A 26,729-nucleotide genomic window follows, 5' to 3' on the forward strand; every position below is an offset into this window, starting at 1 on the left:
AAGCTGCAAGCTGCAAGCTGCAAGCGAATCAGCGTGCGGGCTGGCGCCGAAAGCCCGCCAAGCTTTTTCTTACGGCTTGAGGCTTGTCGCTTGAAGCTGCTTTCCCCGCTTTTTTCTTCCAGCTTCAGGCTTCCGGCTTCAAGCTGCCCTTAATGCAATATCTGGCTGAGGAACAGCTTGGTCCTGTCGTTGACCGGGTTGGTGAAGAACACCTCCGGCTCGGCCTGTTCGACGATCTCGCCCTTGTCCATGAAGATCACCCGGTCGGCCACCGTGCGCGCGAAGCCCATCTCGTGGGTCACGCAGAGCATGGTCATGCCGCTCTCGGCCAGGCCGATCATGGTGTCGAGCACTTCCTTGACCATTTCCGGGTCGAGCGCCGAGGTGGGCTCGTCGAACAGCATGATCTTCGGCTTCATGCACAGGGCGCGGGCAATCGCCACGCGCTGCTGCTGGCCACCGGAGAGCTGCCCGGGAAACTTGTCGGCCTGTTCCGGGATGCGCACCCGCTCGAGGTAGTGCATGGCGATTTCCTCGGCCTGGCGCCGCGGCAGCTTGCGCACCCACATCGGTGCCAGCATGCAGTTCTGCATCACCGTCAGGTGGGGGAACAGGTTGAAGTGCTGGAACACCATGCCGACCTCGCTGCGGATCGCCTCGATCTGCTTGAGATCGTTGGTCAGCTCCACGCCGTGGATGACGATGCGCCCCTGCTGATGCTCCTCCAGCCGATTGAGACAGCGGATGGTGGTGGACTTGCCGGAGCCGGACGGCCCGCAGAGCACGATCCGCTCGCCCTGGCGTACGCTCAGGTTGATGTCCTTGAGCACGTGGAACTGGCCGAACCACTTGTGCACGCCCTGCATCTGGATGACCGGCTCGCTCGACTGCTCGGGCTGCCTGCTTGATTCGTTCATATGAAGCTCCTAACGCTTGTGGCCGGTGTCCAGCCTGCGCTCCAGGCGCATCGAATAGCGGGACATGCTGAAACAGAACATCCAGTACACCAGCGCGGCGAACACGTAGCCCTCGGTGGACATGCCCAGCCAGGCCGGGTCCGCGGTGGCGCGCTTGATGCTGTTGAGGAAGTCGAACAGGCCGATGATGATCACCAGGCTGGTGTCCTTGAACAGGGCGATGAAGGTGTTGACGATGCCCGGAATCACCAGCTTGAGCGCCTGCGGCAGGATCACCAGCAGCGTGCTGCGCCAGTAGCCCAACCCCATCGCCGCGGCGGCCTCGTACTGCCCCTTGGGGATCGCCTGCAAGCCGCCGCGCACCACCTCGGCGATATAGGCGGCCTCGAAGAACACCACCATCAGCATCGCCCGCAGCAGCTTGTCCAGGTTCATGCCTTCGGGCAGGAACAGCGGCAGCATCACCGAAGACATGAACAGCACGGTGATCAGCGGCACGCCGCGCCAGAACTCGATGAAGGTCACGCAGAGCACGCGAATCGCCGGCATGTCCGAACGCCGCCCCAATGCCAGCAGGATGCCCAGCGGCAACGCACCGGCAATGCCCACCGCGGCGATCACCACCGTCAGCATCAACCCGCCCCACTGGCTGGTCGGCACCGTTTGCAACCCGAGGAACCCGCCATGCAGCAGCCAGTAGGCCAGCAGCGGGTAGACCGCCAGGTAGCCCAGGCCATAGCGCAGCTTGTGCGGCATCTGCCGCAGCAGCAGCGGAGCTGCGCCGATGATCGCCAACCACGCCGCGGCATCCACGCGCCAACGCAGCTCGGTGGGGTAGAAGCCGTACATGAACTGGCCGAAGCGGACCTGCACGAATACCCAGCAGGCACCCTCGCGACTGCAGTCGGAACGGCTGTCGCCTATCCAGTCGGCCTTGAAAATCGCCCATTCCAGGACTGGCGGCACGACCAGCCAGACCAGGTAGAGCCCCAGCAGCGTCAGCAGGGTGTTGAGCCAGCTGGAGAACAGATTGGCCCGCAGCCAGCCGAGCGCGCCGATGCTGATCGTCGGCGGCGGCAGGTCGGGCTTGAAGGTATGGGTGGTCATGCGCTCACCGTTCGATCAGCGCTATGCGCTTGTTGTACCAGTTCATCAGCAGCGAGATGCTGATGCTGATGGCCAGATAGACGCTCATGGTGATGGCCATGGTCTCGATGGCCTGCCCGGTCTGGTTGAGCACCGTGCCGGCGAACAGCGACACCATGTCCGGATAACCGATGGCGGCAGCGAGGGACGAGTTCTTCGCCAGGTTGAGGTACTGGCTGGTCAGTGGCGGCACGATCACCCGCAGGGCCTGCGGCACGATCACCAGCCGCAGTACCTGGCCGGGACGCAGCCCGAGGGAGGCTGCCGCTTCGGTCTGGCCATGGCTGACCGACTGGATGCCCGAGCGCACGGTTTCGCCGATGAACGCGGCGGTATACAGCGACAGCGCCACGACGATCGACACCAGTTCGGGAATCACCACCCAGCCGCCACGGATGTTGAAGCGCTGCAGCTCCGGCACTTCCCAGTGGAAGGGCGCGCCGGCGATCAGCGTGGCCAGCCAGGGAATCACGATGAACAGGCCGAGGCTGCTCCAGAACACCGGGAACATCTGCCCGCTGGCATGGCGGCGGGCACGCGCCCAGCGGCTGAGCGCAACCACCCCCAGCAACGCGACGAACAGGGCCAGCCAGAATGGCCAGAAGCCTTCGCCGGCATTGGGTGCCGGCATCTGCACGCCACGGTTGTTGATGAAGATCGCGTCCAGCAGGCTCAGGCTGTTGCGCGGCCCCGGCAGCGGGCTGAGCACTGCGAAATAGACGAAGAAGATCAGCAGCAGCGGCGGGATATTGCGAAATATCTCGATATAGAGCGTCGCCAGCTGGCGGATCAGCCAGTTGCTCGACAGCCGCCCGACACCGAGGATGAAGCCCATGACGGTGGCGAGGACGATGCCGATCACGCTGACCAGCAGGGTATTGAGCAGCCCGACCCAGAATACCCGGCCGTACGTATCGCTCTCGCTATAGTCGATCAGGTGCTGGGAAATGCCGAAACCGGCGGCATTGTTCAGGAAGCCGAACCCGGAGGTGATGCCGCGATGGGCAAGGTTGGTCTGGGTGTTGTGGAACAGGTACCAGCCGAATGCCACGACGGCGATGACGGCGATGATCTGGAACAGCCATGCCCGCACCTTTGGATCGTTCAGTAGCGATCCGCCGGCCGGCCTGGGATTGTCGATGGTTCGCATCGAAAGTCCTCATACGGCGCCGCCGGCGCGTTGTGCGCACCGGCGACGCTTCTCCCCTTGGAAACGGGGCCGGTGCAGCCGTTATGTTGTTCAAATAAGCGTCGGACATCGCAGCTCCCCTCTCCCTTGGCGGGAGAGGGATTCACATGCCCAACCGACAGTTAAGTGAACAGCACTACGGTGTAGCCGACCCCGTTCGATCAACGTACCGGCGGGGCGTATTGCACGCCGCCGTCGTTCCAGAGGGCATTGAGGCCGCGCTCGATCTTCAGCTCGCTGCCGGCACCGACGTTGCGATCGAAGATCTCGCCATAGTTGCCGACCTGCTTGACGATCTGCACCGCCCAGTCCTTCGGCAGCTTCAGGTCCTTGCCGTATTCCCCCTCGGCGCCCAGCAGGCGGGCCACGTCGGGATTCTTGGTGCTCTTGGCCATGTCCTCTACGTTGGCCGAGGTGACGCCCAGCTCTTCGGCATTGAGCATGGCGAACAGGGTCCAGCGGACGATGTCGAACCACTCCTCGTCGCCCTGGCGAACCGCCGGGCCGAGCGGCTCCTTGGAGATCACTTCCGGCAGCACCACGTAGTCATCGGGCTTGGCCAGCTTGATGCGCTGGGCATACAGCTGCGACTGGTCGGACGTCAACACGTCGCACCGGCCGGACTCCAGCGACTTGGCGCTCTCGTCGGAGGTGTCGTAAGTGATGGGGGTGTATTTCAGATTGTTGGCGCGGAAATAGTCGGAGAGATTCAGCTCGGTGGTGGTCCCGGCCTGAATACAGACGGTGGCACCATCCAGTTCCTTGGCGCTGCTGACGCCGAGCTCCTTGTTCACCAGAAAGCCCTGCCCGTCGTAATAGGTCACGCCGGTGAAGTTCAGCCCCATGGCCGCGTCCCGCGAGCTGGTCCAGGTGGTGTTGCGCGAGAGCATGTCGACCTCGCCGGACTGCAAGGCGGTGAAGCGCTCCTTGGCCGTCAGCGGGCTGTACTTGACCTTGCTGGCGTCGCCGAAGACCGCGGCCGCCACCGCACGGCAGACATCCACGTCGATCCCCAGATACTGCCCCTTCGCATCGGCGAAGGAAAAGCCCGGAAGGCCGTCGCTGATACCGCACTGCACGAATCCTTTCTTCTGCACCGCATCGAGAGTCGCCCCCGCCTGTGCCAGCCCGCTGAGCCCTAGCATCGTCGCGGCGCTCAGCACGGCCAGTGTGGATTTCACCCTAATCATCGAAACCTCCAGTTTGCTTTCTTATTCTCGGGTCTGGGTCGTGCCATTCTCCGGCGCCATCGCGATCCGATACGCACCCAAAAAGAGCAGAATCCAACCTGAGTCTAGTCGCCCGTGGATGATCGGCAATTTTCCGATGCACGATCCCTGCGGTTCTTCGAACCGGGCCGGGACCAGGGACCGACAGGTCAAAGCAAGCGGCGTACCAGCTCGCGGCGAAATGCGGCCCAGGGCTGCTGGCGCGGGTTCTATCACCGCCCGGGAACGGGTAATCTCGCGCAACTTCCTCGGTTGTGGTGAACGTCATGCCCCAAGACGAGGCAACCCGCCCCCTACTGGAGCCGAACCATGAGCGAACCGCTGATCATCGAGCCCACCGACGTAGCCGACGCCTGCGTCATCTGGCTGCACGGCCTGGGCGCCGATCGCTATGACTTCCTGCCGGTCGCCGAGGCGCTGCAGCAGCGCCTGCACAGCACCCGCTTCGTCCTGCCACAGGCGCCGACGCGCCCGGTGACCATCAATGGCGGCTGGAGCATGCCGAGCTGGTACGACATTCTCGCCATGAGCCCGGCCCGGGCGATCGACAGCGAACAGCTGGAAGCCTCGGCGCAACAGCTGATCGCGCTGGCCGAGGCGCAACGTGACGCCGGCATCGATCCGGCGCGCATCGTCCTCGCCGGCTTCTCCCAGGGCGGCGCCGTGGTGCTGCATACCGCCTTTTTCCGCTGGCAAGGGCCGCTGGGTGGCGTCATCGCCCTTTCCACCTACGCGCCGACTTTCGGCGAGCACCCCACCTTCTCTGCCGATGCCCTGCGCTATCCGGTGCTGTGCCTGCACGGCAGCCGCGACGACGTGGTGCCGCCGGCGATGGGCCGCGCGGCGTACCAGTGCCTGCAACAGGCAGGCGTGAAGGCCACCTGGCGCGAATACCCGATGAGCCACGAAGTGCTGCCGGAGGAAATCCGCGACATCGGCGACTGGCTGGTGGCGCTGCAAAAGTCCTGACGCGCAGCCGCTGACCCGGCCATTTGCGGCTACGCTTGTTTGCGAATGCCGCGCCGGGGCTGCGCTTGCACAGGCGATTCGGTGCCTGCTTTCGCGACGATGAGGATGGCTTGCGATGACGACGCCCGCTGCGCCTCATCGAAGCCAGCGACTGCGTGGGCGAAGTCAGCTTCTGCCGATTGTCACTCGCCATCCGCCTCTCTGGTCGCCCACCAGCCCAGCCAGTTGCACCCGCACAGCCGAGCGGACCAGGCGCTGCACCAGGTCCAGGAACAAGGCCGCAACTGCTTCTGCGGTTGGGCATCCGGACGGCGAACGGGCAAGGCTTCGCCCTGCATGCATCTTGCATTACACTGACGCGCGACTCTTTCCTATCTGACGACGAGAAGACCGTGCTCAAAGCACTCAAGAAAATCTTCGGCAAGGCCCCGGGCGAACAGCCCGCCGTGCCGGCCAGCAGCACCCGGAACCACGACGAGGCGCCACGGCGCACCAAGCCCGCCCCACAGAAGCCGGCGGAAAAAACCGACAGCGCGGCGCAGCAGGCGCCGACCGAGCGCACAGCCGACAAGCCACGACGTCAGCGCAGCAGCAAACCCGCCAAACCGGCCGCTCCGGCCTGGAAACCGGAAGACTTCGTGGTCGAGCCGGCCGAAGGCAAGACCCGCTTCCATGATTTCAAGCTCGCCCCCGAGCTGATGCACGCGATCCACGACCTGGGCTTCCCCTATTGCACGCCGATCCAGGCGCAGGTCCTCGGCTACACCCTCAAGGGCCAGGACGCCATCGGCCGCGCGCAGACCGGCACCGGCAAGACGGCGGCCTTCCTCATTTCCACCATCACCCAGTTGCTCGAAACGCCGCCGCCGAAGGATCGCTACATGGGCGAGCCGCGCGCGCTGATCATCGCGCCGACCCGCGAACTGGTGGTGCAGATCGCCAACGACGCCCTGGACCTGACCAAGTACACCAACCTCAACGTGATGAGCTTCGTCGGCGGCATGGACTTCGACAAGCAGCTCAAGGCGCTGGAATCGAAGTACTGCGACATCCTGGTCGCCACGCCCGGCCGTCTGCTGGATTTCAACCAGCGCGGCGAAGTGCACCTGGACATGGTCGAGGTGATGGTGCTGGACGAAGCCGACCGCATGCTCGACATGGGTTTCATCCCCCAGGTGCGCCAGATCATCCGCCAGACGCCGCCCAAGAGCGAACGCCAGACCCTGCTGTTCTCCGCCACCTTCACCGATGACGTGATGAACCTGGCCCGGCAATGGACCATCAACCCGGCCGTGGTCGAGATCGAGCCGGAGAACGTCGCCAGCGACACCGTCGAACAACACGTCTATGCCGTCGCCGGCAGCGACAAGTACAGGCTGCTGTACAACCTGATCACGCAGAACGACTGGACGCGAGTGATGGTCTTCGCCAACCGCAAGGATGAAGTGCGGCGAATCGAGGAGCGCCTGACCAAGGATGGCATCAGTGCCGCGCAGATGTCCGGCGACGTGCCGCAGCACAAGCGCATCAGGACCCTGGAAGGCTTCCGCGAAGGCAAGATCCGCGTCCTGGTGGCCACCGACGTCGCCGGCCGCGGCATCCACGTCGACGGCATCAGCCACGTGATCAACTTCACCCTGCCGGAAGATCCGGACGACTACGTGCACCGCATCGGCCGTACCGGCCGCGCGGGCACCAGTGGCACCTCGATCAGCTTCGCCGGCGAGGACGACGCCTTCGCCCTGCCTCCGATCGAAGCGCTGATCGGCCGCAAGATCCAGTGCGAGATGCCGCCCGCCGAACTGCTCGCGCCGGTCCCACGCACGCAGCGCTGATCGGCCAGGCTTGTCGTTCAGCCTCGCCCGCGGGGCTGATACAGGTCATTACGCCTGGTTCCGAAAGGACTAAATTGACAGCATTTCCCGCAGAGAACGGAGTTCGTCCATGCAGCATATCGACTGGCTGATCATCCTGATCGGAACGGGCTTCGTCCTGCTGGGCTTCGGCTACAACTTTCGCGACCGGGGCTGGGGCATCGGCATGATCGCGGCCGGCATGCTGACGATGTTCTCCACCATCGCCTTCAAGGTATACATCACCTTTAGCTAGTGTTTCTGTCCCAGCGACAGGCGAATAACATCGATGCAGTTTCTCGAGCATCCCATCTGCGCTGGCGATCCAGCGCAAGGGCTGACAGTTGCCGCAGCATGAAGCGACGAAGGTGCTCGATACCGGCAAACCAATGTGCGCACCTCCGTCTGGCGGGGGGCTAGCGCCACGACTGGGCGCGGGCCGGCCCCCATACCCCGCCGTCGATGCCCTCGCGATTGAGCGGGCTCACGCCTTCCAGCGGTCGGCGGCGGTCTGGTCGCTATCGCGGCCGTCCACCCAGCGTGGGCCCTCGGGCGTCGTTTCTTTCTTCCAGAACGGCGCCCGCGTCTTCAGATAGTCCATGACGAAACGGCACGCGTCGAACGCCGCATCGCGATGCGCACTGGCGGCGCCGACGAAGACGATCGGCTCGCCGGGCTCCAGCGTGCCGACGCGATGCAGCACGTCCAGGCGCAGCAGCGGCCAGCGCTGTTCGGCCTCCTCGACGATCTTCGCCAGGGCCTTCTCGGTCATGCCCGGCGCATGCTCGAGGAACATGCCGGCAACCTCCTGCCCGTCGTTGAAATCCCGCACGTAACCGACGAACCCGGCCACCGCGCCGATGCCCAGGTTGGCCGCATGCAGCGCATTGAGTTCGACGCCGGGGTCGAACGGTGCCTGTTGTACGCGAACGCTCATGCTCAGCCTCCGGTCACGGTCGGAAAGAAGGCCACCTCGTCGCCGTCGGCCACGGCCTCGTCGAGGCCGCAGAGTTCCTGGTTGCGCGCGCACATCAGGTTCTGCTCGCCAAGTACCCGCCACTCGCCACCGCGCGCCAGCAGACGCTGACGCACGTCGTCCACGCAGGCCAGCGAGGCATCCCATTCGAGACGCTCGCCATCGATGCCGAGGGCTTCCCGGTAACGGGCGAAATATTGAATCGAGATCATGCCTGCACCTGCCAGTGGCCGCTCTTGCCTCCCAGTTTTTCCAGCAGGCGCACGCCTTCGATGACCATGCCGCGGTCCACCGCCTTGCACATGTCGTAGATGGTCAGCGCAGCCACGCTGGCGGCAGTCAGCGCCTCCATCTCCACGCCGGTCTGCCCGGCCAGTTTGCAGGTGGCGCGAATCCGCACGCCGTCCTCGCCGTCCGCCTCCAGTTCGACCTTGATGCTGGTGAGCAGCAGCGGATGGCAGAGCGGGATCAGTTCATGGGTCTTCTTCGCCGCCTGGATACCGGCGATTCGCGCCACGGCGAAGACGTCGCCCTTGGGATGACCGCCCTGCTGGATCATCTGCAGCGTCTGCGGCAGCATCCGCACGCGCGCCTCGGCCACCGCCTCACGCGTGGTGACGGCCTTGTCGGTGACGTCGACCATGCTGGCACGGCCCTGGAAGTCGAGATGGGTGAGCATGGGGAATCCTGCTGAAACTATAAGGAACGGCAGTTTAGCTCAGCTGCAAGCTGCAAGCTGCAAGCTGCAAGCTGCAAGCTAGCGTAGGGTGGATGTCGCTTTTTACATCCACCGTGACTCCGCTCGTCGGGTCAGTGAAGCGTGACCCGACCTCAGCTGCAAGCAAATTCAGCGTGCGGGCTGGCACCAAACACCTGCCAAGACTTTTTGCTGGCGTTTGGTGGGCTGAAACGGATCGCCGCCCGACCCACCCTACCGAAGCGGAACGCTGCCCGACTCACACTGCGCACTGCCGCCGCTTTTGCGCTTTTTCTTGCAGCTTATGGCTTGCAGCTTGCCGCTGCTTTTTACATATGCGCTTCGGCATATTCCGCAAGCACCGAGCGCGGCACGCCCTGCAGGGTGATATGCACGCCGTGGGGGAAGTCCTTGAAGCGCTCGGTCAGGTAGGTCAGCCCGGAGCTGGTCGCCGAGAGATAAGGCGTGTCGATCTGCGCCAGGTTGCCCAGGCAGACCACCTTGGAGCCATTGCCGGCGCGGGTGATGATGGTTTTCATCTGGTGCGGCGTGAGGTTCTGGCACTCGTCGATCAGGATCAGGCTCTGCTGGAAGCTGCGGCCGCGGATGTAGTTCAGCGATTTGAACTGCAGGGGCACCTTCTGCAGGATGTAGTCGATGCTGCCGTGGGTGTTCTCGTCGTCCATGTGAAGGGCTTCGAGGTTATCGGTGATGGCACCCAGCCAGGGCTCCATCTTCTCCGCTTCGGTACCGGGCAGGAAGCCGATGTCCTCGTCCAGGCCCTGTACGCTGCGGGTGGCGATGATGCGTCGATAGCGCTTGCTCACCACCGTCTGCTCGATGGCGGCGGCCAGCGCCAGGATGGTCTTGCCCGATCCCGCCGCGCCGGAAAGATTGACCAGGTGGATATCCGGATCGAGCAGGGTGAACAGCGCCAGCGCCTGATGGATGTCGCGCGGCCGCAGCCCCCAGGCTTCCTGATGCAGCAGCGGCTCCTGATGCAGGTCGAGCAGCAGCAGTTCGCCGCCCTTGATGCCCTTGATCCAGCCGACGAAGCCCTGCTCGTCGATGATGAATTCGTTGATATGCACGGCCGGCAGGTTGTCGGTCAGCTGTACGCGATGCCAGGTGCGCCCATGGCCCTGATGGGTCTCCACCTTGCTCACGCGATCCCAGAACGAACCGCTGACGCTGTGATAGCCCGGGGACAACTGGCCCACGTCGTCGACCAGCTGGTCGGTGTGGTAATCCTCCGCCGCCACGCCGCAGGCACGCGCCTTCAGACGCATGTTGATGTCCTTGGTGACCAGCACCACCGGCACGCCGGGCCGTTCCTTGCTGAGCTCGACGACCTGATTGATGATCTTGTTGTCGTTCAGGTCTTCCGGTAACGCGTTGGTCTCGGCGCGCTTGCTCATGAGAATCGAAAGGCTGCCACGGGGTCCGCTCTTGCCGCGCTGGATCGGCACACCCACCTCGACCTCTTCCGGCGTGGCGTCGCCCAGCAGCTTGTCGATCAGGCGGATCGCCTGACGGCACTCGGCCGCCACGCTGTGCTTGCCGGTCTTGAGCTGATCGAGCTCCTCGAGCACGGTCATGGGAATCGCGACCTGGTGTTCCTGGAAATTCAATAACGCGTTGGGATCGTGGATCAGGACATTCGTGTCGAGGACGTAGAGCGTGGGCTGGGTAGCACGAGATCTGCCAAAGTCATCCATACCGATCACCTTCTTCTAGGGCCAGAAACGAAGTGCCAATGGCACTGCGCCGCAGGGAAACCGCCATGCAGAGAGGTGAGCGGACGAGGGAAGCCGGTGGATTCGGGGCTGCCCAGGAGCCGCCACCTGTGTCGCAGGGTTCGGCGGTCTGAACTCGGTAATACCGTAAAACTTATGACAGACAAAAGACTTTTCTGTTGGATGCGAATTATTTTCGCAAATCGACAGAACGGCCTTGGCATGCACCTTTCGCGCGAGCTACAGTCCGCGTTCGCGGTGTGCGCTTTCGTCGCAGCGGTTCACTTCGACGGTGACGTGCACCAGCTGTGGGAAGCTCTGCAGCGCAGTCTTGTAATGGTCTGCGGTATAAGCCTGATGCGTCACCACGCTCAGGATGCAGCCGTACTGCGCGCGGCCTACGCGCCACAGATGCAGATCCGCGATTTCGGTATCAGGCACGCCTTCCAGCTTCTCCCGTACCCTGCGCACCAGCGGATCGTCCATTTCCCGATCCAGCAGCGCCTTGGCCGTATCCCGTAGCAGGCCCTGGGCCCAGACGAGGATGACCACGGCGCCGACGATCCCCATCGCCGGGTCCAGCCAGCTCCAGCCGAAGAACTTGCCGCCCAGCAGAGCGACGATCGCCGCAACCGACGTCAGGGCGTCGGTCAGCACGTGGATGAATGCCGCGTGCCGGTTCAGGTCCCGTCCCCCGGCAGCATGCGGGTGCTCGTGCCCGTCATGACCGTGGTCGTGGTTGTGACCATGGCTATGGCCGTGATCATGCTGATCGCGCAACAGCCAGGCGGAGACCAGGTTCACCATCAGGCCGAGCACGGCGACCATCAGCGCCTCGTCGAATCCGATCACCGCCGGCGACCAGAAACGCAGCAGGGACTCGCCGATCATCGCCAGCGCCACGATGACCAGCAGCAGTGCGCTGGCGAACCCCGCCAGCACCTCGATCTTCCAGGTGCCGAAGGCGAAGCGCCGGTCCGCCGCATAGCGTCGCGCCAGTAGATAGGCCAGGGCGGCGAGGCCGATGGCGACCATGTGCGAGGCCATGTGCCAGCCGTCCGCCAGCAAGGCCATCGAGTTGAACCAGTAGCCGGCGACGATCTCCACCAGCATCGTCAGGCCCGTCAGGATCGCCACCACCCAGGTCTGGCGCTCCGCGCCATGCTCGAGGGGCCGATAATCGTGGGGCGGCTGCCACTGCGCATGGTTGCAGTCGGACATATGAACTCCTTCGTCGATGAAAACAGCTTGTGCCCCGTCCCGCGGGCAAGGTCAACACCCGCGATCAATCGCTCCCATAGCTGGAGCCGGGTCGTGGATGACGCCTACAATCGCGCCATCACAAAGGAGACCAGCACATGCTGATGGTGATTTCCCCCGCCAAGACCCTCGATTACGACACCCCGCCGATTACCCAGCGCTTCACCCAGCCGCAATACCTCGAACATTCGCAGCTGCTGATCGAACAGTTGCGCACCTTCTCGCCGGCGCAGATCAGCGAACTGATGCACCTGTCGGACAAGCTGGCGGCGCTCAACGTCGCCCGCTATGGCAGCTGGACGGCCGAGTTCACCCCGCAGAACGCCAAGCAGGCCCTGCTCGCCTTCAAGGGCGACGTCTATACCGGCCTCGCCGCCGAGGACTTCTCCGAGGACGATCTGGATTTCGCCCAGCGGCACCTGCGCATGCTTTCCGGACTCTACGGGGTGCTGCGCCCGCTCGACCTGATGCAACCCTACCGCCTGGAGATGGGCACCAAGCTGGCCAATCCGCGCGGCAAGGATCTCTATGCCTTCTGGGGAACACGCATCAGCGACTGGCTGAACCAGGCGCTCGCCGAACAGGGCGACCAGATGCTGCTCAACCTCGCGTCCAACGAATATTTCGGTGCCGTGCAGCGCAAAGCGCTGAACGCCCAGGTCATCGACGTCGACTTCAAGGATTGGAAGAACGGGCAGTACAAGATCATCAGCTTCTATGCGAAGAAAGCCCGGGGCCTGATGGCGCGCTGGGTCATCAAGGAACGCATTGAAAATCCCGATCGACTGCCGGCCTTCGACCATGAAGGTTATCGCTACAGCCCCGACGACTCCTCGGCGCAGCGCCTGGTCTTCCTGCGCGACAGCGCCGACAGCTGACCCGCGCGACGGTCGCGGAGCCCGCCGGGGGCTCCGCCGCCGATCCAGCCAATCGACTCTGCGCCACATCTGATCGCTCCCATCCAGACCTTTGTTCCCCCTACCCGACGCCCGGATCGACCCAACACTGCGCCTCGTCGGCCCCTGTTTGCCTTTCGAGAAAACTCGTCGATCAACGGCAGCCATCATGGGAACTATCGAGCAACCCTGGCAATCATAAGCGCGTACCGACAATTCCAGCTGGAAAGGGACGTCGCACATGAACGTGCATTCGAAGGACGTTGCAAACCACTCCGCTCCCTGCCGGGAAGCAGCCACAGGGCCATCGCAACCTCGGGCGACGACACTGCAGGGCCGGCGGCCAACAGCCGAGGCGTCAGCCACAACCCGCACGGCACGCGGTCCCACGACCGAGACCGCGCAAGGCACGAACGGAGGGTTCCGGCCATGCGAACGCACCGCCCCTACCCAGCGCGAGACGTACGCGAAGCACATCGCGCATGGGCCGCGAAGACGGAGCGAGGCGCCGCCAAGCAGCCGGTCGAGCGCAGCAGCCGTACGGCCGCAACCGGCGGCACGCATCGAGCATAGCGCCGAACGAGCCATGCACACGTAAGCAATGCCTGTACCTGACAGCAGTTTTCGCTCTCGAGGTTCCGCCTCGAGAGGGAGCGGATTTTCGTTGCGGCCATCCAGCGATGATTGCGCGCCGAACAAGGCAAATCGAGGCGCAGCCCGGCGCTGGCACCTACAGACAAGCAGAACGACCTTAGAAACGATTCAGGAGAACCAACATGATCCCGGTTATTCTTTCAGGTGGTAGCGGCTCCCGGCTATGGCCCCTGTCCCGCAAGTTGTTTCCCAAGCAATTCCTTGCACTCACGGGCGAGCAGACCCTGTTCCAACAGACCATCGAACGCCTGGCTTTCGAAGGTATGCAACAGCCGTTGCTGGTGTGCAACAAGGAACATCGCTTCATCGTCAAAGAGCAACTGGCTGCGCGCAAACTCGCCGTGCAGAGCCTTCTCCTCGAGCCCTTCGGTCGCAACACCGCACCGGCCATCGCCATCGCCGCCATGAAGCTCGTCGACGAAGGTCGCGACGAATTGTTGCTGGTCCTGCCGGCCGACCATGTGATCGAAGACCAAAAGGCATTCCAGCGTTCCTTGGCGCTGGCGACCAATGCTGCCGAAAACGGCGAAATGGTGCTTTTCGGCGTTCCCCCGACCCGCCCCGAAACCGGATATGGTTACATCAAATGCGACCTCGCCAGTGAAGGCGACCTGCCGGAAGGCATCAAGCGCGTGGCACAGTTCGTCGAGAAGCCGGATGAGGCGCGCGCGCAGAGCTACGTCGAATCGGGTGATTACTACTGGAACAGCGGCATGTTCCTGTTCCGTGCCAGCGTGTTCCTGGATGAATTGAAGAAGCACGATCCGGATATCTACGACACCTGCTGGCTCGCGCTCGAGCGCAGCGTGAAAAATGGCGAGGAAGTGCTCATCGATCCGGCTACCTTCGCCTGCTGCCCGGACAACTCCATCGACTACGCGGTCATGGAAAAGACCCAGTTGGCCTGCGTGGTGCCGATGTCGGCCGGCTGGAGCGATGTCGGCTCCTGGGCTTCGATCTGGGACGTGCACCAGAAAGACCAGAACGGCAACGTCCTCAAGGGCGATGTGATCGCCGAAGACTCGCGCAACTGCCTGGTGCATGGCAACGGCAAGCTGGTCACCGTGCTCGGCCTGGAAAATATCGTCGTGGTGGAAACCAAGGACGCCATGATGGTGGCGCACAGGGACAAGGTCCAGGACGTCAAGAAGCTGGTCAACCAGCTCGACGCACAAGACCGTAGCGAGACCAAGAACCATTGCGCCGTGTATCGCCCCTGGGGCTGGTACGACTCGGTGGACGTGGGCGGTCGCTTCCAGGTCAAGCGCATCTGCGTGAAGCCGGGCGCCAGCCTCTCGCTGCAGATGCATCACCATCGCGCGGAACACTGGATCGTGGTTTCCGGCACGGCACAGGTCACCTGCAACGACAAGACCTTCCTGCTCACCGAAAACCAGTCGACCTATATTCCGATCACATCGGTACACCGTCTGGCCAACCCCGGCAAGATCCCGCTGGAAATCATCGAAGTGCAGTCCGGCAGCTATCTGGGCGAAGATGATATCGAGCGGTTCGACGATGTTTACGGCCGCGCCGAGCATGGCAACGAGGCCAATATCGCCCGCTGAGCCAGCCAACGATAAAAGAACCCGCGCCTGTCGCGGGTTTCTTTTTCTCTGAGCCTTTGCCCTGCACAGCCAGAGGGCGCATACTTGCAAAACCTGTTGCAATGACGCTGTCATTGCTGCAATGCCCAAGTTCCGCTTGCCCGCACAAGCTGAAATACGCAGCGCTAACCCCCGCGTTTTTTGAACTACTGCACGTTTGCGCACGCTTTTGCAGCTTGCGCCGGCCATGCGTAAACCTTTTCAATTCAACAGCGTCGTATAGCTATAAAGCTTCTGCCGAGCCGGCAAACTTCGGTTACAGCTGCTTGTGCTCGCCCACATTTCAAGATGCATTGTCAACGCATCCATATAGGTCAATTACGTGACAAAAGACGAACTGCGCGCCGAACTTGAGCGTCAGGCGCAGCGCTTTACCGACGTTTATGGCGGAGAAGTAACGACTTACGCCGCCGAACGCGAGCCCGAACGCAAGCCATGGCGTAAAAAACCCTCCGTTCTGGATCAGGTGTTCCAGCAGGAACTGCAGAAGATGGAAAAGGAACGCTCCGATCTGGAAAACGTTTCCCACGGGCAAGCCTGAACACCGCCCTCTTCAGGAGCGGCCTGTAATCCCCCCGGCTAGTGGACTGTCTTGGAAGTTCGTTTATCCACGCGTTGCCGCGACTCGGGATAAGCGCAAGAGCCTTTCGAACGTCGGCCTCTAGTCCTTGCTGGCGATCCCGACCAGCATTGCCGATGATCGCCAGCAAGCTGGCTCCTGCAACATAATGCCCGGTGAATTAGCAAACTAACCGGACAGGGCACTTGCGCTCGTTGACGGCGCATTACAATGGCGCAAACCACGGCAGGCATGATGCCGCGTATTAACGGTAGTTGAGGTAGCGTCAGCCTTACCCTGCCGGACTGATCAGCGTTTGCTGCCGAGCAGTGAACCCAGCAAGCCCCTGGCCAACTGCCGCCCCAGTTGACTGGCCGCCTGGCTCAGCGCACTTTTCACCGCCCGCTCGGCCAGATCTCCCAGACCGCCATCGCTCCTGCCCCGACTGCTCCGGGCTTTTTCGGGCACCTCGGGGCTGCGCGTTGCGGCTTGCCGTGCCCTGGCACTGAGCATTTCGTAAGCCGACTCGCGATCGATGGGCTTGTCGTAGCGCCCGCGCAAAGCCGATCGGGCGATGAGACCTGCACGCTCGTCTTCGCTCAGCGGCCCCACGCGCGACTGCGGCGGCGCAATCGACACTCGCTGAACCATCGCCGGCGTACCTTTTTCGTCCAGCCCGCCGACCAGCGCCTCGCCGATCCCCAATTCGGTCAGCACCTCGAGGGTGGAAAATGCCGGATTGGCGCGCAAGCCATCGGCCACCGAGCGCAGCGCTTTCTGTTCCTTGACCGTATAAGCCCGCAGGCCATGCTGGATACGCAGCCCGAGCTGCGCCAGGACCTGATCCGGCAGATCGCTCGGCGACTGGGTCACGAAGTAGACGCCCACGCCCTTCGAGCGGATCAGCCGTACCACCTGTACCAGCCGCTCCTGCAGTGCCTTGGGCGTATCGCCAAACAGCAGGTGCGCCTCATCGAAGAACAGCGCCAGCAAGGGCCTGTCGGCATCGCCGCGCTCCGGAAGCTGCTCGAACAGTTCGGCCAGCAACCACAACAGGAACGTGGCATAGACCTTCGGCGCCTCGTGCACCAGTACGCGGGCGTCGAGCAGATGGATACGGCCTCTGCCGTCACGATCCGGATGCAACAGATCCTCGAGCTGCAGCGCCGGCTCGCCGAACAACGCCTCCGCTCCCTGCTGCTCCAGCGTCGCCAGGCGCCGCAACAATGCCTGGGCCGAGGCGCCGGTGAACAGCGCGCTCTCCTCGCCCAGCATCTGCGGATCGGCCTTGAGGTGGTTGAGCAGCGCCTTCAGATCCTTCAGGTCGAGCAGCAGCAGGCCTTCCCGGTCCGCCACCATGAACGCGGCATAGAGCGCCGCCTGCTGGCTATCGCTCAGGTCGAGCAGATTGCCCAGCAGCAACGGCCCCATCTCGCTCAGGGTGGTGCGCAAGGGATGACCGCTGCGACCATGCACGTCCCACAGGGTCACCGGGTAGGCCTGTGGCTGGTGGCCCAGCCAGGGCATGCCGGCGATGCGCTCGGCGATCTTGCCTTGCGGCGCACCCGCGGCACCCAGGCCGCACAGATCACCCTTGATGTCGGCGGCGAACACCGCGACCCCGGCATCGCTGAACTGCTCGACCAGGCGCTGCAGGGTCACCGTCTTGCCGGTCCCCGTGGCGCCGGCGATCAGCCCGTGCCGATTGGCCAGACGCAGAGACTGGCCGTTGGGTTCGCCACTGGCATCGGCGCCGAGCACCAGGCGGTCGATCAATGCCTTCATCGGCCCATCTCCCTATCATGCAGCGTCTGTGAGGATGTCCTGTCAGCGTTCCCGTCCATCCGCATCATCATCATGCCCGTCCGGCAGCGCAGGTTCGGCCTTTTCCTGTTCCTGCAGCCGGGCCCAGAGCGCCGCGGCCTCGGCGAACTCGGCGCCATGCTCGGGCGTCAGCGCCTCGGGATCGTAACGCCGGGTACAGCCGCTCCCGATGATCGGCAGCGCCTTCGAAGCGGCTCGCTCGAGGGGATCGCCCATGACGGCTCCTGACTCAGTTGAACACCAGCGTCTTGTTGCTGTGCACCAGCACGCGGTCCTGCAAGTGATAGCGCAGGCCACGGGAAAGCACCATCTTCTCCACGTCCTTGCCGAGACGGACCATGTCCTCGATGCTGTCGCGATGGCTGACACGGACCACGTCCTGCTCGATGATCGGCCCGGCGTCCAGCTCTTCGGTGACGTAGTGACAGGTCGCGCCGACCAGCTTCACGCCACGCAGCGAGGCCTGATGGTAGGGCTTGGCGCCGATGAAAGAAGGCAGGAAGCTGTGATGGATATTGATGACGCGCTGGGCGAACTCGGCGCACAGCTCCGAAGGCAGGATCTGCATGTAGCGCGCCAGTACGATCACGTCCGCCCGCTGCTCACGCACCAGGCGGGTCACCTCGGCGAAGGCCTCCTGCTTTTTCCCGGGCTCGACCGGGACGTGGAAATACGGAATGCCGTGCCACTCGACCATGCTGCGCAGGTCGTCATGGTTGGAAATCACGCAAGGAATATCGCAATCCAACTCGCCGCTGTGCCAGCGGTGCAACAGATCGGCCAGACAGTGCGACTCGCGGCTGGCCATCAGCACCACCCGCTTGCGTTGCTCGGAGTCGGTGATGCGCCACTCCATGGAAAACTCGCGGGCGATAGGCGCGAAGGCCTGGCGGAACCCCTCCAGATCGAAGGGCAGCGAATCCGCGCGAATCTCGTGGCGCATGAAGAACCAACCGCTCTGATGATCGGAATGGTGGTTGGCTTCAGTGATCCAGCCATTGTAGGTAGCAAGGAAATTACTGACCTTGGCGACAATGCCAACGCCATCGGGACAGGCAATGACCAGCCTGAAAGTGCGCATTTAAAGGGTTACTCCGGCTCAAAAAAAGTAGGACGCCGCATTCTAGCCCAGCAAGCAAAAGCACAGCCATCGAGTTAAGCACAGCCGCGGCAGCCTTCGTCAGCCAACTAAAAGGCGAAGACAGTCGCTGGACGAGCCCGCACCGACGGCGGCAGCGCTTAAAACCATCGTCTCATGTGGCGGTTAAGGCTCACGCTAAAACTTGTCCAATAAACCAGAATATTGCGCCGAGTATTAGTTGAGGCTCGCCAGCCGGCGTAACGCACCTCTCCAGACTCGAAATATTTCCTGCAAATACTTGCCATGGTTTTTTAGCACTCTATATTTACTTGCGCATTACGCAGGCCTATCATTGCTGTCACTTGCGTTCAAACCTATCCCAAGGAAGTCATATGTCACTGATCAATGAATATCGCGCCACTGAAGAGGCCATCAAGGAACTTCAGGAGCGGCTGAAGTCACTCTCGGAAGATGACAAGCTGAAAAAGGAACTCGAGTTCGAAGGCAAGCTGCGCGAACTCATGGGCGAATACCAGAAGTCGCTGCGTGACATCATTGCCCTGCTCGATCCGGATGCCGCGCGCACCAGCAAAGCCCCGCGTTCTGCCAAAGCCCCGGTCGCCAGCAAGCGCGCGCGCCGCGTCAAGCAGTACAAGAACCCGCACACCGGCGAAGTGATTGAAACCAAAGGTGGTAATCACAAGACACTGAAAGAATGGAAAGCCCAGTGGGGCTCCGAAACCGTTGAAAGCTGGGCCACCCTGCTCGGCTAAGCAAAGCGGTTCTTTATAACGAAACGCCGTTTCTCGACGCGTATGCGCGTGTCGAGAAACGGCGTTTTTTCGTATGGAACTCAGGCCCGCCGAAGAGTCCGTCGAGCGAAGGTCGGACAAGCCGATATTCAATGCAGCATGAGCGCGCGGAGTCCTTGCGTTAGAACGTGTGCTGTCAGGCGAGCATCGCGGCGAGCCATGACAACAGCACTGGGGCGAGAAGTGGCAACGCCGCCTGACGGCAAAGGGCGCCGCCAGAATCGAACAGGCAACTTCTGAGTCAGCACAGATAACGCTCCCGCAAGCGCTGCCCGTAGTGATGCCACAGTTGCAGGAGTTCCTGTTGCGCCGGCGTGGCGCTGGCCAGGAATGACTGCATGTCCTGCTCGAACTGCGCCAGGGTATTGGGCGCGCCCCATGCGGGTTCACTCAACCGACGCCGGCAGAACTGCTGCCATTGCAACTGCTCTTGCGTGGACAAGGCGTCCGGAAAATTGCGGGCGCGGTAGCGAAACAGCAATTCCGCAAGGCGGGAATCATCGAACGACCATGTCTGCCTGGCCAGCTCCGCCGGCGACAGGCTTCGGACTTGCTCGCATAAGTGCCGGTCCCGCTCACGGAGAAAGCCGTCATATAACTGTTGCTCGGGGTCCTCACTCGCGGCAAAGCCCTCCTCTCGGTAGATCTCGTCCAGCTTGCCGCTCCAGCCTTGGCGGTTTTCACGCAACGCGGCGGCGCGCGACTGGCAACCGTGCACGTCCAGCCCCAGGCGCTGGACGTCGGCCTCGCGCAGCACCTTGAGCGGTGCCAGGACCGGACAGCGATTGACGTACACCAGCTTCAGGGGCACCGGCAGCGCACCCTCGGCGAGCGCTTCGCGACGCGTATAAAGACGCTGGCGCAAGGTCTCGGCCGGCTCCTGCCACAGCGGACCGGGGTCGGCCTGCAGATCGCAGACGATCAGCGCGTTGCGATTGCGCGGATGCCACGCCAGCGGCAGGACAATGGAGAGGAAATGCCGGGCCGCCGAAAAGCGCCCGGACACATGGACCAGCGGCTTGAGCAGCTCGATCTGCTCGAGCACCGCATGCTTGCGTCGCAGGTTGTAGAGATAGTCGTACAGCCGTGGCTGGCGACTGCGAATGAGCTTCGCCAGGGCAATGGTGGCGCGCACATCGGACAACGCATCGTGCGCCTGCAGATGCTCCAGCCCGTTGGCGGCGCTCAGGCGTTCGAGCTTGAGCGTCACTCGCCCGTCCTCTTCCGGCCAGACCAGCCCTTCGGGACGCAGCGCATAGGCGGTGCGCACCAGATCGATCAGGTCCCAGCGACTGTTGCCACCCTGCCATTCCCTTGCGTAGGGATCGAAGAAGTTGCGGTACAGGCTGTAGCGGGTCACCTCGTCATCGAAACGCAGGCTGTTGTAACCGGCGCCGCAGGTCCCGGGCGCGGCCAGTTCCCGATGCAGGCGCTGGACGAACTCGGCTTCGCAAAGCCCCTTCTGCTGCAGTATTGCCGGGGTGATGCCGGTGACCAGGCAGGCGGCCGGGTGGGGCAGAATATCGTCCGCGGGGCGGCAATAGATATTCAGCGGCTCACCTATCTCCTCGAGCGCCTCGTTGGTGCGAATGCCGGCAACCTGCAAGGGGCGATCGCGGCTCGGGGAGATGCCGGTGGTCTCGAAGTCATACCAGAAAATGCTCGGAGTCACGTAAAGATCCTTCTCGATCAGCGGCAGCCAGTCTAGGGTCTGTTGAGATTTCGCCACAAGCCGCGTTGCAGCGCCGCACAGCACGGCGCCCCGAACGCCCTCTTTGCGGCCGACGTCCCGCAACGACACCGGCATTCGGCCATAATCACACGCCGACCCGCCATGCCGACGCTTGCCCCGGCGCATTGCTCCAGGCACCGTTGGCGCATAGCATCGGCCTTTGCTCGAACCCAGACGACATCACCCTTGCCCTCAGCTCTCGATCACCAGCCACCGCTGGACAACTGCCACAGGGTGGAAACCCCAGAAGGCATCGACCTGCTCCTGCGCCCGGCCGGGCTCGTGCCGCGCGCCCTCGCCTTTACCCTGGACCTGGTCATTCGCGCGGCGATCCTGCTCGCCCTGTTCATCGGCCTCGGACTGCTGGGCACGTTCGGCATGGGGCTCGCCGCCCTGCTGCTGTTTCTCGTGCAGTGGTGGTACATGGTGCTGTTCGAGGTGTTGAACCAGGGCCGTACACCGGGCAAGCAATGGCTGGGGCTGCGCGTGGTACATGACGATGGCACACCGGTCGGTTGGACCTCGTCGCTGACCCGCAACCTGCTGCGCTTCGTCGACATGCTGCCGTTCGGCTATTTCCTCGGCGCGCTCAGTTGCCTGGGCCACCCGGTCTTCAAACGCCTGGGCGACCTTGCCGCCGGCACCCTGGTGATCTACCAGGAGAAGCCGCAGGCGCGCCCGGAACTGCCACCAGCCGAAGCCCAGCAGCCACCGTTCAGCCTCACCCTGGACGATCAGCGCGCGCTGATCGGCTTTGCCGAGCGCCAGTCGAGCCTGTCCGCCGAACGTCGCCTCGAGCTGGCTGCAATCCTCGCCGAGCCGCTGCGAACCACCCGTGAGGAGGCCGAAACCAGAATCCATGGCATCGCCCGCGGGCTGCTGGGGCCGCAATGAAACAGGCCGCCTTCGAACGCCGGTATCAACCCGCATGGCTCGCCTTCGCCGCCCAGCTGGATGCGCTCGAGCGCGGCAAACCGCCCCCGATGCAGGCCGATGCCTTCCCGGCCGCCTATCGGCAGATCTGCCAGCAACTGGCCCTGTCCGAAGCGCGCGGCTACAGCAGCCACCTGATCGAACAGTTGCAGCAACTGGCGCTGCGCGGCCATCAGCAGTTCTATCGCCATCGCAGCCCGTTGCTCGGGCGGTTGCTGGGCTTCGTCCTGGGCGGTTTCGCCCGCTCGGTACGGGCCCAGTGGCGCTATGTGCTGGCCGCCAGCCTGCTGTTCTATGGCAGCCTGATCAGCATGGGAATGCTGGTCCATGCCTTTCCCGAGCTGGTCTACAGCCTGCTGCCAGCGGACCAGGTGGCGCAGATGGAGCGGATGTACGATCCGGACGCCAGCCGCCTCGGCCGCTTCGCCGAACGCGGTTCCGGCGACGATTGGCTGATGTTCGGCTATTACGTGATGAACAACATCGGCATCGCCTTCCAGACCTTCGCCAGCGGCCTGCTGTTCGGCCTCGGCAGCCTGTTCTTTCTCCTGTTCAATGGCCTGACGATCGGTGCCGTGGCCGGTCATCTCACTGAGATCGGCTATCACCAGCCGTTCTGGTCGTTCGTCATCGGCCACGGCGCCTTCGAACTGACGGCCATCACCCTGGCCGGCGCGGCCGGCCTGAGGCTCGGCAGCGCGCTGGTCGCGCCGGGGCGACTGACGCGTGGCGCGGCACTGCGCCAGGCCGCCGCGCTCGGCATCCGCCTGGTCTGCGGCGCCATCGGGCTCCTGCTGATCGCAGCTTTCGTCGAGGCGTACTGGTCGTCCATGACGGTGGTCTCGCCGACGACCAAGTATGTCGTCGGCGCGTTGCTCTGGCTGCTGGTAGCCAGCTATTTCGCTTTCGCCGGCCGGAGTCGCCATGCAGCTGACTGACGCCAGCGTCTCGATTCGCCCGCGCAGCGCCTGGGAGGCGCTGGATCTCGGCACCCTGCTCGCCCGACGCCACGCCGGCCTGCTGATGGCGAGCTGGGCGGCCGTCACCCTGCCGGTGTTCGGCGCCCTCAGCCTGCTGCTCTGGGAGCAGCCGAGCCTGGCGCTGCTGCTGTTCTGGTGGCTCAAGCCACTTTATGAACGATTGCCGCTGCATATCCTCTCGCGAGCGCTGTTCGGCGATATCCCCACCTTTAGCGAAAGTCTGAAGGCCCTGCCCGGCCTGTTGCGCCCGCAGTGGTTGGCCAGCCTCACCTGGCGCCGGCTGAGCACCACGCGCAGTTTCGACCTGCCGGTGCAACAGCTCGAAGGGCTCGGCGGCACGAAGCGCCGTGAGCGCCTGGTGACGCTCGGCCTGCGCAGCGGCCGCGCCGCCAGTTGGCTGACCGTGGTCGGCGTGCATCTGGAAGGCGCACTCTGGCTCGGCCTGCTCGGCTTGCTGTACTTCCTGCTGCCGGCGCAGCTGGTGCAGAGCTGGAGCTGGCAAGATCTGCTCGGGCTCGGCAGCGAATGGCTCTGGCTGGAACACCTGTCCAACCTGCTCTATGCGCTGGTGCTGATCGTCTGGGAACCGGTCTACGTCGCCTGCGGCTTCAGCCTCTATCTCAACCGGCGCACCCAGCTGGAGGCCTGGGATATCGAACTGGCTTTCCGCCGTCTGCGCCAGCGCCTGCTGGGCGCATTGCCCATTCTGCTGCTCGCCTGCAGCCTGCTGCTGTGGCCGGCGGACAAGGCGGCCTGGGCGGCTCCCGCGCCACCGCCAGACGCAACGCAGGCCGGACCGGAGGCCGAGCGCTTGCGCAATCAGCCGCTGACCGGCGAAGCGGCACGCCAACGCATCGGCGAGCTGCTGGACCAGCCGCCGTTTCAACAGCGCGAGACGGTCACCCGCTGGCGCTTCGGCGACACCACCGACGAACAGCAGCCCGGTGCGCTGGCGCGCCTGCTGGAAACCCTGCTGCAGGGCGGCAAACTCTGGCAAGGCCTGGAAAAGCTGGCGCAGCTGCTGGAAATACTGCTGTGGACGGCACTCGCACTGGTGATCGCCCTGCTGCTATGGCGCTACCGTGAATGGCTGCGAACCTTCGGCGTCCGTCTGCGCCGGCCGGCCAGTCAACTACCGCCACTACCGAAGCGGCTGTTCGGCCTGGACGTCACGCCCGAGCACCTGCCCGCCGATATCGCCGCCGAGGCCGAGCGGCTCTGGCAGGAGCATCCGCGCGAAGCGCTCGGCCTGCTCTACCGCGGGCTGCTCAGCCGGCTGCTGCATGATTTCCGACTGCCGCTGAAGGCGGCGCATACCGAGGGGGAAATCCTGCAGCTGGTGCGCCAGCTCGAACGTGCCGAGCTCAGCCGCTTCGCACAAACGCTGACCCGCCATTGGCAGGACCAGGCCTACGGCCACCGGAACGCGCCCGCGGCGACGCGCGACGAGCTATGCGCCGGCTGGCGCGCGCTGTTCGCACAGGAGGGTCGCGCGTGACTCGGCATCGTTCGCAGCTGCTCGCGGCCCTCGGCGTTCTGCTGCTCGCGGGCCTGGCCATCTGGCTGCTCGGCAAGCTCGAGCCCTACGAGGAGACCATCGAACAGGGCCCCGCGCCGGAGGCACGGGCCAACCCCTACCTGGCCGCGGAGTTGTTTCTGCGCGGGCTCGGCCTGCAGGTGACCCACCATGAAGGCGTCGCCGGGCTGCAAGCGCTGCCTGGCCATGGCCAGACCCTGCTGCTGCTCGGCGATCGCCGCCAGCTGACACCGCGCCAGAGCGATCGACTGCTGCAATGGGCCGCCGCGGGTGGCCATCTGGTGTTCGTCGCCGAGCGACTGTGGGACGAACAGGCCGGCAAGAGCGGCGACCTGTTGCTCGATCGCCTGAACCTGCAGCAGTACATGACCGATGAGCTGGATCGCGGGGCCGCCGGGGCGACAGCGGCGTCGGCCGAGCAGCATCCGCAACTGACCAGGCTCTACCTGGAGAATGAAAGCGCGCCGGCCTATCTGGCCTTCGATACCGCCTTTCACCTCTACGACGCCGGCAACCGCGCCCATGCCTGGGCGAACAGCGCCGGCGCCACCCACATGCTGCAACTGCGGCACGGCGACGGCCTGATCACCGCACTGACCGACGCCTGGATCTGGCAGAACCCGCACATCGGTGCCTACGACCATGCCTGGCTGCTCTGGTACCTGACCCAGGACAGCGTCGTGACCCTGGTGCACCGCAGCGAACAGCAAGGGTTGTTCGAACTGCTGCGGGCCTATTTCCCGGAAGCGCTGACCGCGCTGGGCCTGTTGATTCTGCTCGCGATCTGGCATGTCGGGCAGCGCCTCGGCCCCCTGCAGGAACCCGCCAGCCCGGCGCGACGCCAGTTGCAGGAACACCTGCGCGGCTCGGCGGAATTCCTCCTGCGCCATGGCGGCCAGCGCGGCCTGCTGCAGCGCCTGCAGCAGGACATCCGGCACCGCGCCAGCCATCGCCATCCCGGCTTCGAACAACTGCCGGCCGATGCGCAGCTGCGGATACTCGCCCAGCTCGCCCGCCTGCCGGCGGCGAGCATCGATCAGGCCATGAGAGCCTTGCCGCAACGGCGCATCTCCGCCACCGAATTCACCCGCCAGGTAGCCCACCTGCAAAGCCTCAGGAACGCCCTATGAGCGAACAGACCCCGGAACCGAACCCCGCGGCGACCGGCAATCCGGCGAGCCAGCGCCAGCGCGCCAGCCAACTGGCCCAGGCGTTGCGCGACGAACTGCACAAGGCCGTGATCGGCCAGGACGAAGTCATCGACGGCGTGCTGGTCGCGCTGATCGGCGGCGGCCACGTGCTGGTCGAAGGCGTGCCCGGACTCGGCAAGACACTGCTGGTACGTGCCCTGGCGCGCTGCTTTGCCGGGGAGTTCTCGCGCATCCAGTTCACCCCCGACCTGATGCCCAGCGACGTCACCGGCCACGCGGTATACGACCTGCAGAGCGAGCAGTTCAAGCTGCGCAAGGGGCCGGTGTTCACCAACCTGCTGCTGGCCGACGAGATCAACCGCGCGCCGGCCAAGACCCAGGCGGCGCTGCTGGAAGTCATGCAGGAGCGCCAGGTCACGCTCGAAGGGCGCGCCCTGCCGGTGCCGCAGCCGTTCCTGGTGATGGCCACGCAAAACCCCATCGAACAGGAAGGCACCTATCCGTTGCCGGAGGCCGAGCTCGACCGTTTCATGCTGATGCTGCGCATGGACTATCCACAGGCCGACGAGGAACTGGCGCTGGTGCGCCAGGTGACCCGCTCGGCCCGCGCCGACATGCTCGACGTCAGCGCCCTGCGCCAGTTGATCCAGGCCAAGGACGTGCTGGCCCTGCAGAAGATCGCCAGCGACCTGCCGCTGGACGAGCAGGTGCTGGACTACGCCGTGCGGCTGGCGCGCGCCACGCGCGACTGGCCGGGCCTGGCGCTGGGCGCCGGGCCGCGGGCGTCGATCGCCCTGGTCCGCGGCGGGCGCGCCCGGGCGCTGCTGCGCGGCGGCGAATTCGTCACGCCGGACGACATCAAGTCCTGTGCGCTCTCGGTGCTGCGACATCGGGTACGGCTGTCGCCGGAGCTGGATATCGAAGGGTTGTCGGTCGACCAGGTGCTGCGGCAACTGCTCGATCAGATCGCGGCGCCGCGCCTGTGACGAGT

Annotated in this window: 25 protein-coding genes; 12 read left to right on the forward strand and 13 right to left on the reverse strand. The window is 64.1% G+C overall.

Annotation, left to right across the window (positions count from 1 at the left end):
- Nucleotides 1-149: 149 nt before the first annotated feature.
- The 4 genes from IN820_RS15600 to IN820_RS15615 form a co-directional block, all read right to left on the reverse strand.
- Nucleotides 150-917 carry an amino acid ABC transporter ATP-binding protein gene (locus tag IN820_RS15600; RefSeq protein WP_193681838.1) on the reverse strand — a complete coding sequence of 256 codons (768 nt, stop codon included), beginning with the start codon at nt 915-917 and terminating at the stop codon, nt 150-152.
- A 9-nt stretch (nt 918-926) separates the two neighbouring features.
- Nucleotides 927-2,024, reverse strand: coding sequence for an amino acid ABC transporter permease (locus IN820_RS15605; protein WP_193681839.1), 1,098 nt, complete (start codon nt 2,022-2,024; stop codon nt 927-929).
- 4 nt (nt 2,025-2,028) lie between these two features.
- A complete protein-coding gene (locus IN820_RS15610; RefSeq protein ID WP_193681840.1) occupies nt 2,029-3,213 on the reverse strand; it encodes an amino acid ABC transporter permease in 1,185 nt (394 codons plus the stop codon).
- A 200-nt stretch (nt 3,214-3,413) separates the two neighbouring features.
- Nucleotides 3,414-4,442, reverse strand: a complete 1,029-nt coding sequence (locus IN820_RS15615; protein WP_193681841.1) for an amino acid ABC transporter substrate-binding protein — start codon at nt 4,440-4,442, stop codon at nt 3,414-3,416.
- A gap of 348 nt (nt 4,443-4,790) precedes the next feature.
- Here IN820_RS15615 and IN820_RS15620 point away from each other — a divergent pair, with 348 nt between their 5' ends.
- The 3 genes from IN820_RS15620 to IN820_RS15630 all read left to right on the forward strand — a co-directional run bounded on the left by IN820_RS15620 (nt 4,791) and on the right by IN820_RS15630 (nt 7,559).
- Complete coding sequence (locus tag IN820_RS15620; RefSeq protein ID WP_193681842.1) at nt 4,791-5,450, forward strand: alpha/beta hydrolase; 660 nt, start codon at nt 4,791-4,793, stop codon at nt 5,448-5,450.
- 392 nt (nt 5,451-5,842) lie between these two features.
- On the forward strand, nt 5,843-7,285 hold the full coding sequence (gene rhlB, locus IN820_RS15625; RefSeq protein WP_193681843.1) for an ATP-dependent RNA helicase RhlB: 1,443 nt from the start codon (nt 5,843-5,845) through the stop codon (nt 7,283-7,285).
- A gap of 109 nt (nt 7,286-7,394) precedes the next feature.
- Complete coding sequence (locus IN820_RS15630; RefSeq protein ID WP_193681844.1) at nt 7,395-7,559, forward strand: hypothetical protein; 165 nt, start codon at nt 7,395-7,397, stop codon at nt 7,557-7,559.
- Nucleotides 7,560-7,787: 228 nt separating this feature from the next.
- Here the strand turns inward: IN820_RS15630 and moaE are convergent, their stop codons facing one another.
- From moaE to dmeF, 5 genes are all read right to left on the reverse strand, one after another.
- Nucleotides 7,788-8,240, reverse strand: coding sequence for a molybdopterin synthase catalytic subunit MoaE (gene moaE, locus IN820_RS15635; protein WP_193681845.1), 453 nt, complete (start codon nt 8,238-8,240; stop codon nt 7,788-7,790).
- 2 nt (nt 8,241-8,242) lie between these two features.
- Nucleotides 8,243-8,491 carry a MoaD/ThiS family protein gene (locus IN820_RS15640; protein WP_193681846.1) on the reverse strand — a complete coding sequence of 83 codons (249 nt, stop codon included), beginning with the start codon at nt 8,489-8,491 and terminating at the stop codon, nt 8,243-8,245.
- On the reverse strand, nt 8,488-8,958 hold the full coding sequence (moaC, locus tag IN820_RS15645) for a cyclic pyranopterin monophosphate synthase MoaC (protein WP_193681847.1): 471 nt from the start codon (nt 8,956-8,958) through the stop codon (nt 8,488-8,490). Before moaC ends, IN820_RS15640 begins: the two co-directional genes overlap by 4 nt.
- A 347-nt stretch (nt 8,959-9,305) precedes the next feature.
- Nucleotides 9,306-10,694: a PhoH family protein gene (locus IN820_RS15650; RefSeq protein ID WP_193681848.1), complete on the reverse strand. Its 1,389-nt coding sequence runs from the start codon at nt 10,692-10,694 to the stop codon at nt 9,306-9,308.
- 258 nt (nt 10,695-10,952) lie between these two features.
- A complete protein-coding gene (gene dmeF, locus IN820_RS15655; protein WP_193681849.1) occupies nt 10,953-11,933 on the reverse strand; it encodes a CDF family Co(II)/Ni(II) efflux transporter DmeF in 981 nt (326 codons plus the stop codon).
- Between the two features lie 137 nt (nt 11,934-12,070).
- Between dmeF and yaaA the strand changes: the two genes are divergently transcribed.
- The 3 genes from yaaA to IN820_RS15670 all read left to right on the forward strand — a co-directional run bounded on the left by yaaA (nt 12,071) and on the right by IN820_RS15670 (nt 15,670).
- Complete coding sequence (yaaA, locus tag IN820_RS15660; protein ID WP_193681850.1) at nt 12,071-12,850, forward strand: peroxide stress protein YaaA; 780 nt, start codon at nt 12,071-12,073, stop codon at nt 12,848-12,850.
- Between the two features lie 794 nt (nt 12,851-13,644).
- On the forward strand, nt 13,645-15,090 hold the full coding sequence (locus tag IN820_RS15665) for a mannose-1-phosphate guanylyltransferase/mannose-6-phosphate isomerase (RefSeq protein WP_193681851.1): 1,446 nt from the start codon (nt 13,645-13,647) through the stop codon (nt 15,088-15,090).
- A gap of 361 nt (nt 15,091-15,451) precedes the next feature.
- Nucleotides 15,452-15,670, forward strand: a complete 219-nt coding sequence (locus IN820_RS15670; RefSeq protein WP_193681852.1) for a hypothetical protein — start codon at nt 15,452-15,454, stop codon at nt 15,668-15,670.
- 327 nt (nt 15,671-15,997) lie between these two features.
- On the opposite strand, the gene IN820_RS15675 is transcribed toward IN820_RS15670, so the two are convergent.
- The 3 genes from IN820_RS15675 to purU are packed head-to-tail and all read right to left on the reverse strand — an operon-like array spanning nt 15,998 to nt 18,593.
- Nucleotides 15,998-17,473 carry a helicase HerA-like domain-containing protein gene (locus tag IN820_RS15675; protein ID WP_193681853.1) on the reverse strand — a complete coding sequence of 492 codons (1,476 nt, stop codon included), beginning with the start codon at nt 17,471-17,473 and terminating at the stop codon, nt 15,998-16,000.
- 42 nt (nt 17,474-17,515) lie between these two features.
- The gene (locus tag IN820_RS15680; RefSeq protein ID WP_193681854.1) at nt 17,516-17,728 is read right to left on the reverse strand and encodes a hypothetical protein; all 213 of its coding nucleotides are present in this window, start codon (nt 17,726-17,728) and stop codon (nt 17,516-17,518) included.
- Nucleotides 17,729-17,741: 13 nt separating this feature from the next.
- Nucleotides 17,742-18,593, reverse strand: coding sequence for a formyltetrahydrofolate deformylase (purU, locus tag IN820_RS15685; RefSeq protein WP_193681855.1), 852 nt, complete (start codon nt 18,591-18,593; stop codon nt 17,742-17,744).
- 392 nt (nt 18,594-18,985) lie between these two features.
- On the opposite strand from purU, the gene mvaT reads away from it, so the two are divergent.
- Nucleotides 18,986-19,366, forward strand: a complete 381-nt coding sequence (mvaT, locus tag IN820_RS15690) for a histone-like nucleoid-structuring protein MvaT (protein ID WP_193681856.1) — start codon at nt 18,986-18,988, stop codon at nt 19,364-19,366.
- 280 nt (nt 19,367-19,646) lie between these two features.
- Here mvaT and sbcB read toward each other — a convergent pair whose 3' ends face one another.
- Nucleotides 19,647-21,077, reverse strand: a complete 1,431-nt coding sequence (gene sbcB, locus IN820_RS15695) for an exodeoxyribonuclease I (protein WP_193681857.1) — start codon at nt 21,075-21,077, stop codon at nt 19,647-19,649.
- Nucleotides 21,078-21,323: 246 nt separating this feature from the next.
- On the opposite strand from sbcB, the gene IN820_RS15700 reads away from it, so the two are divergent.
- From IN820_RS15700 to IN820_RS15720, 5 genes are read left to right on the forward strand one after another with little or no spacing between them, the layout of a single operon-like run.
- Nucleotides 21,324-22,031, forward strand: a complete 708-nt coding sequence (locus tag IN820_RS15700; RefSeq protein ID WP_193681858.1) for an RDD family protein — start codon at nt 21,324-21,326, stop codon at nt 22,029-22,031.
- Nucleotides 22,028-23,008 (forward strand): stage II sporulation protein M, encoded by a 981-nt coding sequence (locus IN820_RS15705; RefSeq protein WP_193681859.1) that lies wholly within the window; start codon nt 22,028-22,030, stop codon nt 23,006-23,008. The genes IN820_RS15700 and IN820_RS15705 overlap by 4 nt, the downstream gene beginning before the upstream one ends.
- On the forward strand, nt 22,995-24,548 hold the full coding sequence (locus tag IN820_RS15710) for a DUF4129 domain-containing protein (protein WP_193681860.1): 1,554 nt from the start codon (nt 22,995-22,997) through the stop codon (nt 24,546-24,548). Before IN820_RS15705 ends, IN820_RS15710 begins: the two co-directional genes overlap by 14 nt.
- The gene (locus IN820_RS15715; RefSeq protein WP_193681861.1) at nt 24,545-25,717 is read left to right on the forward strand and encodes a DUF4350 domain-containing protein; all 1,173 of its coding nucleotides are present in this window, start codon (nt 24,545-24,547) and stop codon (nt 25,715-25,717) included. Before IN820_RS15710 ends, IN820_RS15715 begins: the two co-directional genes overlap by 4 nt.
- Nucleotides 25,714-26,724, forward strand: a complete 1,011-nt coding sequence (locus tag IN820_RS15720; protein WP_193681862.1) for an AAA family ATPase — start codon at nt 25,714-25,716, stop codon at nt 26,722-26,724. Before IN820_RS15715 ends, IN820_RS15720 begins: the two co-directional genes overlap by 4 nt.
- Nucleotides 26,725-26,729: the final 5 nt, after the last annotated feature.

Source organism: Pseudomonas lopnurensis, assembly GCF_015070855.1.
In the GTDB taxonomy this organism is placed as follows: domain Bacteria; phylum Pseudomonadota; class Gammaproteobacteria; order Pseudomonadales; family Pseudomonadaceae; genus Stutzerimonas; species Stutzerimonas lopnurensis.